At 32.7% G+C, this 13,758-nt stretch carries 10 protein-coding genes; 9 read left to right on the plus strand and 1 reads right to left on the minus strand.

Annotation, left to right across the window (positions count from 1 at the left end; genetic code table 11):
* The first annotated feature begins 19 nt into the window (after positions 1-19).
* The 4 genes from WC663_05125 (at position 20) to murG (ending at position 5,865) form a co-directional block, all read left to right on the plus strand.
* Entirely contained in the window at positions 20-2,974 is a 2,955-nt protein-coding gene (locus WC663_05125) for a chitobiase/beta-hexosaminidase C-terminal domain-containing protein (GenBank protein MFA6296711.1), read from the plus strand.
* Between the two features lie 57 nt (positions 2,975-3,031).
* Positions 3,032-3,664, plus strand: coding sequence for a hypothetical protein (locus WC663_05130; protein MFA6296712.1), 633 nt, complete (start codon positions 3,032-3,034; stop codon positions 3,662-3,664).
* 125 nt (positions 3,665-3,789) lie between these two features.
* Entirely contained in the window at positions 3,790-4,197 is a 408-nt protein-coding gene (locus WC663_05135; GenBank protein ID MFA6296713.1) for a hypothetical protein, read from the plus strand.
* A gap of 60 nt (positions 4,198-4,257) precedes the next feature.
* Positions 4,258-5,865, plus strand: a complete 1,608-nt coding sequence (gene murG, locus WC663_05140) for an undecaprenyldiphospho-muramoylpentapeptide beta-N-acetylglucosaminyltransferase (protein MFA6296714.1) — start codon at positions 4,258-4,260, stop codon at positions 5,863-5,865.
* 72 nt (positions 5,866-5,937) lie between these two features.
* On the opposite strand, the gene WC663_05145 is transcribed toward murG, so the two are convergent.
* Positions 5,938-6,183 (minus strand): hypothetical protein, encoded by a 246-nt coding sequence (locus tag WC663_05145; GenBank protein MFA6296715.1) that lies wholly within the window; start codon positions 6,181-6,183, stop codon positions 5,938-5,940.
* Between the two features lie 49 nt (positions 6,184-6,232).
* On the opposite strand from WC663_05145, the gene murC reads away from it, so the two are divergent.
* The 5 genes from murC (at position 6,233) to secA (ending at position 13,650) form a co-directional block, all read left to right on the plus strand.
* Positions 6,233-7,498 (plus strand): UDP-N-acetylmuramate--L-alanine ligase, encoded by a 1,266-nt coding sequence (murC, locus tag WC663_05150; GenBank protein ID MFA6296716.1) that lies wholly within the window; start codon positions 6,233-6,235, stop codon positions 7,496-7,498.
* 7 nt (positions 7,499-7,505) lie between these two features.
* Complete coding sequence (locus tag WC663_05155; GenBank protein MFA6296717.1) at positions 7,506-9,332, plus strand: metallophosphoesterase; 1,827 nt, start codon at positions 7,506-7,508, stop codon at positions 9,330-9,332.
* Positions 9,333-9,350: 18 nt separating this feature from the next.
* A complete protein-coding gene (gene murB, locus WC663_05160; GenBank protein ID MFA6296718.1) occupies positions 9,351-10,298 on the plus strand; it encodes a UDP-N-acetylmuramate dehydrogenase in 948 nt (315 codons plus the stop codon).
* A gap of 124 nt (positions 10,299-10,422) precedes the next feature.
* On the plus strand, positions 10,423-10,746 hold the full coding sequence (raiA, locus tag WC663_05165; GenBank protein MFA6296719.1) for a ribosome-associated translation inhibitor RaiA: 324 nt from the start codon (positions 10,423-10,425) through the stop codon (positions 10,744-10,746).
* A 147-nt stretch (positions 10,747-10,893) separates the two neighbouring features.
* Positions 10,894-13,650 (plus strand): preprotein translocase subunit SecA, encoded by a 2,757-nt coding sequence (gene secA / locus WC663_05170; protein ID MFA6296720.1) that lies wholly within the window; start codon positions 10,894-10,896, stop codon positions 13,648-13,650.
* The last annotated feature ends 108 nt before the right edge of the window (positions 13,651-13,758 follow it).

Below are 13,758 nucleotides of genomic sequence, written 5' to 3' on the forward strand. Positions count from 1 at the left end.
TGATTTAATATAAAAATACATGAAAAAAATATTTGTATTTGGAGCAGTATTTATTGCTTTAATTTTGTTTTGTTTTTTTAATTTCATACCTATTAAAAATGTATTGGCTTCGGAATCATGGAAAGCAATGGATGGTGGTACAAACAATGAAATAACTTCTTTTGCTGTTTATAATAACGAATTGTACGTTGGAGGAAGTTTTACAGAAGTTGGTGGAATTAGTGCAGATTATATTGCCAAATGGAATGGTTCAACTTGGAGTGATGTAGGGGGTGGAACGGATAGTGATGTTTTAGCAATGGCTGTTTATAATGGCGAACTTTACGTAGGTGGTTATTTTTCAGTGGTAGGAAGTGTTAGTGCTAATTATATAGCAAAATGGGATGGCAACACTTGGAGCGCTATTGGTACTGAATCGATGGATAGCAATGTGTATGCTCTTACAGTGTTCAATAATAAACTTTATGTAGGCGGAGATTTTACTACAATTGATGGGGTAAATCCTGTATTATATATTGCATATTGGGATGGTAATACTTGGAGTGCTGTTGGAGCTGGAGTAGACTATGATATTTATGTTTTGGCTGTATATAATAATGAGTTGTATGCTGGAGGAGATTTTTTGAATGCTGGTGGGGCTAGCGCAAATTATATTGCAAAATGGGATGGTAATACTTGGAGTGCTATTGGTACTGGAACTGATAATACAGTTTATACAATGGCAGAATATGATGGAGAACTTTATGTAGGCGGGAGATTTGATACAGCTGGTGGAGTGAGTGCCGCAAAAATTGCAAAGTGGGATGGCAATACTTGGAGTGTTGTTAGTACTGGTTTTGACAACACTGTACTAGTGCTTTCTGTTTATAATAATAAGCTTTATGCAGGAGGATATTTTAAAAATGCTGGTGGTGCTAATGCTAATTATGTTGCAAAATGGGATGGTGATGCTTGGAGCGGAGTCGGAACAGGTATGAATAGCTACATAAATGCATTTGTTATTTTTAACAATGCTTTATATGCTGGAGGTAATTTTGAGTTTATTAATGTTTTAAAAGCTGATTTTGTTGCAAAATGGGATAGTGATACTGCTGATTGGAGCTCAGTTGGTACAGGTATGAATGGTGCTATATATGATTTTGTTGTATATAATGCTGAGCTTTATGCAGCTGGTACTTTTTCTAATGCTGGAGGCGTAGTTGCACATTATATTGCAAAATGGGATGGTAATACGTGGACTGCATTGGCTTCAGAGGTAAATAACATTGTTTATACGTTAGTTGTTTATAATAACGAGCTTTACGCTGGTGGATATTTTACCCAAGCTGGTGGGGGTAGCGCAAATTATATTGCAAAATGGGATGGAAATTCTTGGAGTGCACTTGGAACAGGAATGAATCAATATGTATACACAATGGCTGTTTATAATGACGAGCTTTATGCTGGTGGAACTTTTGCTACCGCTGGCGGAGTTAGTGTTAACTATATTGCAAAATGGGATGGTAATGCTTGGAGTGCGCTTGGAACAGGAATGAACAGTTATGGTTTCGTAAATACTTTGGCAGTTTATAATAGTGAACTTTATGCAGGAGGAAATTTTACTACTGCAGGCGGTATTAGTGCTTTGCGTATTGCAAAATGGGACGGTGATTCCTGGAGCGCACTTGGAGTCGCGGGTACTGGGATGAATTCTTCTGTTGGTGCTTTAATCGTTCATAACAATGAACTTTATATTGGAGGTTATTTTACTACCGCTGGAACTGTTAATCCAGCTAATCGTATTGTGAAATGGGATGGTAATAATTGGTTTGCTTTAGGAAGCGGGGTAGAAGGACAAGGCGGTGCTGGGGTATCTAATCTTGATATCTATAATGATCAACTTTATGTAGCAGGAAATTTTACTTCTGCAGGTGGTATTGATGCATTTCGTATTGCAAAATGGGACGGTAATTCCTGGAGCGCAGTTGGAAATGGAGCAACTGATAGTGTGGCAGCAATGACTGATTACGATGGAGAGCTTTATGTTGGTGGTTTGTTTTACTATGTTGATGGTGAATCGGTACTACATATTGCATATACTGATAGTATTGTCCCAGTTACGACTGCTACTCCAGCAGGTGGAACTTATGATGATTCTGTGTCAGTAACTTTGGCATCCGATGAGACAGCAACAACTTATTATACTATTGATGGGTCTACTCCAAGCACATCTTCTTTAGTTTATTCTGATCCAATTGTGATTTCTCAAGATACAACGCTTAAATTTTTTTCTGCAGATTCCTTTGGTAATGAAGAAGTTGTGAAAACAGAGAATTATGTTATAAATATAACACCAACTCCTACTCCAGAGCCGACTCCTACACCAACGCCAACAATATTATTTAATGAAAAAATAAATTTAAAGAATATTACATTAAATACTATTTATCGAAGCCCAATTGATAATGCTGATCTTTTATTTTATAGGTTGCCTAAACAAGGATCGATAAAAGATTTGTATATAAAATTGATTCGAAATAAAACAAAATATATTAATGGTTTTACAAAAAAGAATAGTCATCCAGGTTATTTAAAGTTGTTATCAAATATAGGTACAGTTGACAAAGCATATTACAATAAAGTTGATAAGCATATTAAATTTAGAATTTCAATTCGTTATTCAAAAAATAAATTAAACAAAGCAAATATCAAAGAAAAAGATTTGAGACTATTTATAAAAGATAGAGATAATAATTGGCGAGGACCATTTACGATATATCAAAATAGAACTACTCATATAATAAAATTTAAGATCAGAAATTATTTGGTTAAAATTCCAAATACAGCTACTTTGGCAAATGAAAATAGGACTTTTGCTCCATGTTTTTATTTTAAGACAATTGAAAAAATAAAATTTGTGATTGCGAAGAAAAATGCATTGTCTAAATTAAGCAAGCTTGAGACTGTAGAAGATAAAAATTTGATTTTTGAATAGATTATCATTCGTTTTATTTTTGATTTTTAGATTATTTTGTTATATATTTTAAGTAGGATGTTCTTTCCTAAAGAGGAGGAGGGAGACGAAATGGATCAACAAGTTGGACTTTGTGTTGGAGATTTACATAGAATCATCAAAACAAGAAAAGAAAATATTGAGCAACGAGACAGAATTTTGAAAGAAAAAGAAGAGGCAGAAAGACTAGAAAGTGTTAGATTGCATGAAGAATTGAAAGCAAGAAGCATGCATTTCCTTGGTGACTTTTTTGTAAAAGCATTAGATGCGATTTTGTTAAGAGCTGCTAGAGCTGGAAAAATGGAAGTTGAAATGTTTGGATGCGGTGGACTTAAAACTTCGCTAGGATATTATTTCCATACTAGTAGTGAAACGGAAATTGGAGTTTTTAAGGAAACCTGGAAAGACGTAGTAGTTCTTAGAAGTGGTTCTTGTTGTGTGTATCTTTTTGGTGATGGCGGATATGTATCTGAGGATCGTTTTTTGTTCGATATATCTCTGCCTAGATTTGCTGGTTCTACTGGATATCTTTTTCCTGGGTATCCTAATGAGGCATGCTATTGGACGACTTTGAAATGTTTTATGAGATCTGATGCAAGTGAAGCATTCAGAGATCTAGTGAATGCAAAGGGTTTGACTTTGTCTAAAAATTTTTGCACTATAAGTTGGTAATCGCATAAGCGATTTTTTTTGACTTAAATTTTATTTATTCTCAAACAATATGGTTTCTATTGATTCGATTGGTTATCTGTGATATTATTTTTTTGGACTAGAAAACAGAAGAAGAGGAGGACGGCATGCTGTTTTTGAGACTTTTGATGGGTAAAGATTTAGCAGACTTGACTAATGGCGAAAGTTATATTGTTGGATTGGAGATTGCTTGTTCTAAGGGAGATTTGAGTGCGGTTGAAGAAAGCTGGGTTCTTAGACTAAAGAAAGAGATTGAAACGTACGCTGAATGCCAGCTTGGATATTTGAATGAAGATGATCCGACTCTTGATGATATCGGAAGATCTTCATTTGAAATGTCTGGATTTACGGATAAAGATTGTATTTTTGGAAAGTCGAAAAAAAGTAGAGAAGTTCTTTTATCTGTTTTTAGTGAGCACTTTGACAAGAATCATATTAAAGGTATTGCTGCTGATGCGATTAGTGATTACAATGTATCAATGATGGGACAATGGTATATCGAACATTTGACATGACCTATTTCGGGTCTTTTTTTATTTTTTGACTTGAGTCTTTTTTTGTAGTATATTTGAGTCATGAAAATACTTTTAGCAGGCGGAGGAACAGGTGGGCATATTATGCCTATTTTGGCTGTAGTAAAGCAAATTGTAAGATTAAATCTCGAAGCCCAATTTTTGTGGATTGGAACAAAAAAAGGTCCGGAAGCCAAAATTGCACGTGAGAATAAAATTGAATTTAAAGCTGTCTTAGCTGGAAAAATGAGACGGTATGTTTCGTTTTGGAATTTTGTTGATATGGTTAAATTGCCTCTTGGTGTTGTACAAGCTTATTTTAAAGTAAAAAAATTCAAGCCTGATGTTTGTTTCAGCAAAGGCGGATATGTCAGTGTGCCAACTGTTATAGTTTGCAATCATTTTAAAATTCCAGTTTTGTTGCATGAATCAGATGTGATTGCTGGCAAGGCAAATTTGTTTATGGCAAAATATGCAAGTAAAATTGCATTAGGATTTGAAGAAGGAAAAAATAGTTTTAAAGATTTTTCTGACAAAATAATCATTACAGGCAATCCTGTTCGCGAGGAAATTTTATTAGCAAAAAAAGAAGATGGCATTAAAGATTTAAATTTAAATAATAAAAAACCTGTATTATTAATAATTGGTGGAAGCCAAGGAGCGCAAAAAATTAATGATTTGATTGGCTTAGTTCTCCATAAATTATTAGAAAAATGGCAGATTATTCATGTTGTTGGGCCATCACATGGCAATCAGATTTTAGGTAATGTAAAAGCATTAGAAAATGATTATCATATATTCCAATTTTTGGATGGCAAGAAAATGGGCGAGGCATTGTCAGTTTCTGATTTAATTATTTCTCGAGCTGGAGCAAATAGCTTGGCTGAAATTTCAGCATTAGGCAAGCCAGCAATTTTGATTCCTTATCCTTTTGCATCATCTGATCATCAAAAAGCTAATGCAGAAATTTATGCAAAAAATAATGCAGCTGTAATTATAAACGAAAAAGATTTGACTTCAGAAAAATTATTGACTGATATAACAAGTTTGCAAGCTGATAAAGAAAAATTAGAAACAATGCATTTGGCAATGCTTAAGATGTTCAATAAAGATGCAAATAATAAATTAGCAACTGAAATTTTAGGTCTAGCAAAATCAAAAAATGTTTTTGCAAAGAAAAATAAAAAAATATTAGTATTTGTTGAAGGTACGATTTTGATGCACAAAAAAGGTTTAGGCGAAAGTCAAGAAAAAATTGTTTTGCAAGTTAAAAATAATGAGCCATCTGTGAAAGACTTTGCTAATTATATTATGATTGGTCACGCAAATGAAAAGCTAAAAAAATGGCAAGAACAAGGTGCAAAAATTTTATATTTAACTTCAAGAATTTCAATGGATGAAGTGTCGCAGATTGGCGAGGTTTTGGCAAAAAATAATTTTCCAGAAGGTGATTTATATTATCGAAAAGAAAATCAAAAATATAATAATATTATAGAATATGTAAAGCCTGATATTTTGATTGAAGATGATTGTGAGAGTAACGGAGGTCAGAAAGAGATGGCGATTACATTAGTTAAGCCAGAAATAAAGAATAGTATTAAGTCAATTGTTGTTAAAGAATTTCAGGGAATTGATAGTTTGTCGGACGATGTTAAATTGTTGAATGGTTAAATTGTTGCTAAACTGTTAGTTTTTAAAATTTGGGAAATAAAAAAATCCACATTAGTAGTGGATGAAAATGAACTATTCTTTTTCTGTTGGAACGAACTGAAGTTGTTCTCCTGAATCAGGATCTGGCAAACAGATTTTGATTTTTGTAGGAGTCGCGTATGTACCTTCTGGATCATTGACGCCTTGCATCACACCTTGAATTTCCGTAAGTGACCATTTGGGAGGACATTTTCTTTCTTCAGAATGTTTGACAATTTCTTGATTTGAGGCACATCCGAGCAATATGATTGATGCAACAACAAGAATTGTTCTTCTCACTTTTCCCTCCTTTGTGGACGGTTTATTAGTATAATAGAAATGTTATCTTATGTCAATAAATTTACAAAAATTTAAAAAAGTATATTTTATTGGTATTGGTGGAATTGGTGTTTCTGCTGTTGCTAGAATTTTTTTGCAAAAAAATATTGAAGTTGTTGGATCTGATCTGGTTGAAAGTGTTGTGACAAAAGATTTAATTAAAAAAGGAGCAAAGATTTTTGTTGGCAAACATGATGCAAAGAATTTGCCTGATGATGTTGATTTAGTTGTGCATACTGTTGCTGCAACATCCGATAATCCAGAATTAGTTAAGGCAAAGAAGTCGGGAATTAAGACGATGAGCTATCCTGAAGTTTTGGGTGAATTAACAAAAAATAAATATTTGATTGCAGTTTCTGGAACACATGGAAAGACAACAACAACAGCGATGATTGGATTAATGTTAGTTGACGCTGGTCTTGATCCAACTGTGATTGTTGGATCTAACATTAAAGAATTTGATGGCAATGCAAGATTAGGAAAAAGCGATTATTATGTTATTGAGGCAGATGAATATCGCCGAGCATTTTTAAATTATAAGCCAAAAATTGCAGTGGTATTAAATATTGAATTTGATCATCCGGATTGTTATAAAGATTTAGATGATGTAAAAGATGCATTTAATCTTTTTATTGCTAGGGCAGATTATATTGTTGATCATCCAGAAAATTTGATGAATGATTTGAATTTAAAATTAAAAGTTCCAGGAAAAGGTTTTTTACTTGATGCTCTTGCTGCTCGAGAAGTTGGCAGAATTCTGGAAATTGATGATAAAATTATTAAAGAGAGCTTGGAAAATTATCAAGGATCTTGGCGGAGATTTGAAATAAAAGGAGAGATTAATGGAGTAATTGTCGTTGATGATTATGCTCATCATCCAACAGAAGTAAAATCAACTTTGCAGGCAGCGAAAGAAAAATATCCTGATAAAAATATTGTTTGTGTTTTTCAACCGCATCATCAAGATAGATTTAATGCTTTGTTTGATGAATTTGTCGGTGCTTTTAATGATTGTGATAGAGTGATTTTGACTGATGTGTATCATGTGGCTGGAAGAGAAGAAAACAGAAAACAGAAAACAGGAAACAGGAAAACTTCTGAGGATTTAGCAAAGAAAATTGGTCAAAAGGTAATCTATGTTGGTGGACTTGATGAAGCCTTTGAATGGCTGAAAAAAAATGTTAAACCTGGTGATGTGGTACTTACTATGGGAGCAGGGACAATAACAGAGGTAAGTGATAAATTGATTAAAAATTTAAAATTAAAAAATAAATAAAAATAAAATGAAAAAACTATTTAGTTTGGGAGCGGTTTGTGGTGTGCTGGTATTTTTACTATTGGGACTAAATGTAAATGCAGCGACAATTCAGAATTATTTGAATGATTGGCAATTTGATTTTGAGGCTTATGGTGATACGCGGACAGGTGATACTGCGCATCAAGAAGTGGTCAATCAAATGGTGCCATTAAATTCCGATTTCGTGCTGCACGTTGGAGATTTGGTCAATAGCGCTTCTTCATTACCTGAGTGGCAGACTTTTTTCAGTATCACAGCTAATTTAATGAATAAACCAATCAAAAATGGTTTGACTAGAAATTTCTATCCTGCAGTTGGTAATCATGAAGTGCCGGTGGCTGATTATCAAGCACAATTTAATAATATTCCGACTTATTATTCGTTTGATTATTTTGGTTGGCATTTTATATCGATTGATAATTATGAAGATTTTGCTACCGGCAGTACGCAGTATAATTGGCTAGTCAATGATTTGAGTGCTAATCAAAATAAAGAAATAATAGTTTGGTTTCATGAGCCGGCTTATAGCTCTGGTCATCATGGACCGAATGCTACTGTGCATGACTATTTGATTCCTTTATTTGAACAATATGGAGTAGCTGTTGTTTTCAATGGTCATGATCATATTTATGAACGAACTTATCCGATTTATCAAAATGCAGTTAATTATAATAATGGAATTGTTTATGTTGTGACTGGTGGTGGGGGAGCACCATTGGGTAATTTTACAACTGGAAATTGGTGGACAGCGGCTGGAGGAAGTGAGTACGAATTTGTTTATTTACAAGCAACAAGTTCAAAGCTTTATGCTAATGTAGTAAATAATAATGGCACGCAGATAGATAATTTTACAGTTGATTTGAGAAAAAATAGCAAATATTTAATGACTTCTCTGGAACAGGATGGTCGAAAAAATATTAAGAAATTTAATACTTCAGGAAGTTTATTGAGTGATGGTTTTAAAGCTTATTCTAAAAAGGCTAAAAACGATGGAGTGAGAATCGCCAGCGGGGATGTAAATATGGATGGCAATGATGAATTAATTGTTGGTTCGGGTTCTAATTCTAAATCTTGGGTTAAAGTTTTTGATATAAATGGAAATTTGTTGAAAAAAATTTATCCTTTTAAGAAAGATTATTTAGGAGGTGTTGATGTGGCAGCTGGTGATGTTAATGGTGATAATATTTCGGAAATTGCAGTGTCAAAATTTACAGGAGAAAGTTCAAAGGTTAAAATTTTTAAATATCTTGATAAATCAGTAATTTTTGATAGAATTATTTATCCAAAACTCGAGTCCGCAGTAGCCATAACTTTAGGTGATGTCGATAATGATTGGACTGATGAATTGATTACTGGGACAGGAACAGGTGTAAGATCAAAAATTAGATTTTATAATATTCTGACGACTAATAAAAAGGGTTCGAAGATTGATAAAGAAATTAAACCGTTCAAGAAAGATATTGTGGATGGTTTAGATGTTGCTTGTGGCGATATAAATAATGATGGTAATTTGGATATCGGTGTATCAAAATTAGCTGGTGATAAAGGTAAGGTCAAGGTTTTTGAATATAGCACCAAAGATTTAATTGAGGAGATTAATGTTTTTCGTAAGGAGCATGTAAGTGGAGCCAATCTAGAGATGTTCGATGTTAATTCTGATGGCAAAGCCGAAGTAATTGCTAGCCAAAGATTAGCAGAAGATAGTCGGCCAACAGTTAAGATTTATGATAATAATAAAAGTTTATTAGAAAAGTTTTCTGCTTATAGTAAAAAAACTAGTGGAGGAGTAGTGGTAGTAGGTGTAAATTATTAAATTTTCAGAAAATAGGTTATGAATAATTTTTTTGAAAAATGTGAGCGCGATATTAATTTGGCTGATCATACGACTTTCAAAATTGGCGGGCCTGCTGATTATTTTTATATTGCAAAAAATCAAGAGGATTTGATTGAAGCTTTGAAATCAGTAAAAGAAGAAGGGATAAAATATTATGTTTTAGGAGGAGGAAGCAATGTTTTGGTTTCTGATGAAGGTTTTAGAGGATTAGTAATAAAAATAGAGCTAGATAATTTGGATATTAAAGAAAATATTATAATTGTCGGTGCTGGTGTTTCAGTTGGCAAAATTGTAAGCAAGGCTTTGGATAACAATTTGACTGGAATGGAATTTTTTACTGGCGTGCCTGGAACAATTGGTGGTGCGATTTTTGGCAATGCTGGAGCCTATGGAAGTGATGCTAGTAAAATTTTGAAAAGTGTCTCTTATTATGATGTAAATGCAGATAAGATAATTAAAAAAGAAATTAATAATCTTGATTTTTCTTATCGTTCAAGTGAATTTAAAAATGATAAAAATAAAATTGTTTTATCATGCGAAATTGAATTAAAAAAATCAGATAGAAATAAAATTATTGCTGAAATGTCAGATATTGCAAAACAAAGAGGAACAAAGATTCCAAATGAGCCTAGCGCCGGTTCAGTTTTTAAAAATGTAACAAAAGATTTAACACAGATACTCAACAAATTAGACACAGATAACACAGATAAAATTAAATTTAAAAAGTATGGAAAAATTCCGGCTGCTTTATTGATTGAAAAAAGTGGATTAAAAGGAAGACAAGTTGGCGGAGCAAAAGTATCAGAAAAGCATACTAATTTTATTGTAAATATAGGTTTCGCAAAGGCAAAAGATGTGCTAGACTTAGTTGAAATAGTGAAAACTCAAGTTAAAATTAAATTTGGCGTTGAGTTAGAATTAGAGAATATATTGGTCGGGTTCTAAATGTTGCATTAAATAAGTTAGATTAGTTAGATAGGTTAGACTGGTTATTTATAAATTGTTCAATTGTTAAATTGTTAATATTAATTTTGACAATTTAGCATTTTAACAATTAAACAATTAAGTTATGAAAATCACAATTTACCACAAAAAAATTGAATTAACGGACAAGCTTTATGATTATGTTCAGGAAAAAGTTGGCGGTTTAGAGCAATATATTGACAATGTGATTGAATGCTTTGTAGAGTTAGACGAAGATACATCAATGAAATCAGGCAAAAAATTCAGATGCGAAGTGCAAATGAAAGTTCCAAGATCTTCCATTAGAGCTGAAGAAATTGCCTATGATATTTTTGAAGCAATTGATCTTGTAATTCCAAAATTAACTAAACAAATTGAAAAATACAAAGGTACTAGAAGTCATCCGAGGGGAATAAAAAGTTTGAATTAGTTTTTATAAAAATATTTTAATTTTGAGAATTTAGAATTTAGAATCTGGAATCTAGAATAGAATAGAGAATTTGGAATAAAATAATTCTCATTTTACTTTCTAATTCTATTCAAAATTCTAGATTCAAGATTCTAGATTCTTAATTTTATGGCATTTGATTTTTTTAAAAAAATATTTGGTGATCCAAATAAACGAGTTGTTGATCAGCTCGCTCCAATAGTTTCGCAAATTAATTCTTTGGAATCAGGTTTGAAAGATTTGTCAGCTGAAGAATTAAAATCTAGAACAAAAAAATTAAAAGATGAATTAAAAAATGGCAAGACTTTAGACGATATTTTGCCTGAGGCTTTTGCTTTAGTTCGAGAGGCTTCCAGAAGAACGACAAAAATGAGACATTTTGATGTTCAGCTTTTGGGTGGAATTGTTCTTCATCAAGGAAAAATATCAGAAATGAAAACTGGTGAAGGAAAAACTTTGGTGGCAACATTGCCATTATATTTGAATGCATTGTCAGGCAAAGGCTCTCATTTAATTACTGTTAATGATTATTTGGCAAGAAGAGATACAGTATGGATGGGGCAGATTTATGATGCTCTTGGATTAAGTGTTGGTTGTATTCAGCATGAACAGGCTTTTGTTTACGATTCTCAATATAGCAAAAAGAATAATGAATCAGGAATAATGAATAATGAAGAACTTGATGAAGAAAGAGATGAAATGGGAAGTTTTAAAGTATTCCATGAATATCTAAGACCAGTTTCTAGAAAAGAAGCATATAATGCTGATATTACTTACGGAACAAATAATGAATATGGTTTTGATTATTTGAAAGATAATATGGTTGCAGAGCTTGCTGAAAAAGTTCAAAGAAATTTGAATTTTGCAATTGTTGATGAAGTTGACTCTATTTTGATTGATGAAGCAAGAACTCCGTTGATTATTTCTGCTCCAGCAGAAGAAGCAGTTGATATGTATAATCAATTTGCAAGCTTGATTCCAAAATTAAAAGAAAATGAAGATTACAATATTGATGAAAAAATGCGGGCAGCAACTTTGACAGATAAAGGAATCGCAAAGCTTGAAAAAATGTTGGGATTGCAGAATATTTATGAAGAAAAAGGAATAGAAATTGTCCATCATATTGAACAAGCTTTGAAAGCGCATACTTTGTTTAAAAGAGACAAAGATTATGTTGTAAAAAATAATGAAGTAATAATTGTTGATGAATTTACTGGCAGATTAATGCCTGGCCGTAGATTTTCTGAAGGTTTGCATCAAGCGTTGGAAGCAAAAGAAAACGTGGCGATTCAGCGAGAATCAAGAACATTAGCAACAATTACATTTCAAAATTATTTTAGAATTTATAAAAAATTAGCTGGCATGACTGGAACTGCGGCAACATCAGCTGAAGAATTTTCAAAAGTTTATAAATTGGATGTTGTTATAATTCCAACCAATAAACCATTAATACGTGAGGATTTAAATGATTTGGTTTATAAATCAGAATTAGGAAAATATATTGCTGTAGTTAAAGATGTAAAAGAAAGAAATAAAAAAGGTCAGCCAGTTTTGATTGGTACGATTTCAATTGAAAAAAATGAGAGATTAGGACAAATGTTGCAAGACGAAGGAATTATATGCAATGTTTTAAATGCAAAGAACCATGAAAAAGAAGGCGAGATAATTGCTCAAGCTGGTAGATTAAATGGCGTGACAGTTGCAACAAACATGGCAGGTCGCGGTGTTGATATTATTTTGGGTGGAGTGCCTTTGAATAAAGAAGAAGCAGAAAAAATTAAACAATTAGGTGGTCTTCATGTTATTGGAACAGAAAGGCATGAAGCAAGAAGAATAGATAATCAGCTTCGAGGTAGAGCTGGACGTCAAGGCGATCCTGGTTCTTCACAATTTTTTGTGTCAATGGAAGATGATTTGATGAGAATTTTTGGTTCTGACAGAATGAAAAAAATGATGGATACTTTGAAATTGCCAGAAGATCAGCCAATTGAACATGGATTAATCTCAAAATCAATTGAAGCAGCTCAAAATAAAGTTGAAGGAAATAATTATGATATTAGAAAACATGTTTTGGAATATGATGATGTGATGAATAAACATCGGGAAGTCATTTATAAAAAGCGTAATGCGATACTTGATGCTTGGGAACGAGAAAAAAGGGAAATAGGAAACAGAAAACAGGAAACAGGAAAAGAAATGCAAACTTTGAAAAGTATTATTTTAGAATATATTGAAGATGAAATTGAGCAAATTGTAACAAATCATACTGGTACAGAAGATGTTGAGAATTGGAATTGTGAAGAAATTTATGAATCTGTAAAAACTATTTTTCCAGTATCGCAAGATATTCATCTTGAATTGGAAAATTTAGCAAAAAAAGCTGGCAATGAAAAAAATGGAGCTGAAGCAAGAACGATAATTATTGATTATCTTTTTGATTTGGCAAGGAAAGCTTATGATGCGAAAGAAAAAGAAAATGGTGAGGAAGGAATGAGGCAAATCGAAAGAGCTGTTTTGCTTCGAACTATTGATTCTTTGTGGATGGATCATTTGGATGCAATGGAATATATGAGAGAGGGAATTGGCTTGCGAGGTTTTGGACAAAGAGATCCATTAGTTGAATATAAAAAAGAAGCATTTGGAATGTTTGGTGCTTTGTTGGCAGAAATTCAAAATAGAGTTGTTTATACTATTTATAAAGTTGGAATTGTGACACAACAAGTATCGCCAATGCAAAAAGCAAAACAACAAATGCAAACTTCAGGCGCGGAAAAAGGTGAAGATTCTAAAACTTTGCCAGAGCACTCTAGCAAAATTGGAAGAAATGATCCGTGTATTTGTGGAAGTGGGAAAAAATACAAGCACTGTTGCGGAAAAAACAAATAGAAATTCGGAAATTATGAAATTCGGAAATTTCTACCCAACTTCAGTTGGGGTTAGGTGAACTTTAGTTCACGGACGACGAAAAACTAAAGTTTTTTTGACCCCAACTGA

The organism is Patescibacteria group bacterium, from assembly GCA_041662665.1.
Lineage (GTDB): Bacteria > Patescibacteriota > JABMPQ01 > JABMPQ01 > JAQVVF01 > JAQVVF01.

What these genes read in the sequence shown, in the direction of transcription:
- WC663_05125 (MFA6296711.1), top strand. Translation starts at nt 20, where the DNA reads ATGAAAAAAATATTTGTATTTGGAGCAGTATTTATTGCTTTAATTTTG.
- murG (MFA6296714.1), top strand. Translation starts at nt 4,258, where the DNA reads ATGAAAATACTTTTAGCAGGCGGAGGAACAGGTGGGCATATTATGCCT.
- murB (MFA6296718.1), top strand. Translation starts at nt 9,351, where the DNA reads ATGAATAATTTTTTTGAAAAATGTGAGCGCGATATTAATTTGGCTGAT.
- WC663_05155 (MFA6296717.1), top strand. Translation starts at nt 7,506, where the DNA reads ATGAAAAAACTATTTAGTTTGGGAGCGGTTTGTGGTGTGCTGGTATTT.
- secA (MFA6296720.1), top strand. Translation starts at nt 10,894, where the DNA reads ATGGCATTTGATTTTTTTAAAAAAATATTTGGTGATCCAAATAAACGA.
- WC663_05135 (MFA6296713.1), top strand. Translation starts at nt 3,790, where the DNA reads ATGCTGTTTTTGAGACTTTTGATGGGTAAAGATTTAGCAGACTTGACT.
- WC663_05130 (MFA6296712.1), top strand. Translation starts at nt 3,032, where the DNA reads ATGTTCTTTCCTAAAGAGGAGGAGGGAGACGAAATGGATCAACAAGTT.
- murC (MFA6296716.1), top strand. Translation starts at nt 6,233, where the DNA reads ATGTCAATAAATTTACAAAAATTTAAAAAAGTATATTTTATTGGTATT.
- raiA (MFA6296719.1), top strand. Translation starts at nt 10,423, where the DNA reads ATGAAAATCACAATTTACCACAAAAAAATTGAATTAACGGACAAGCTT.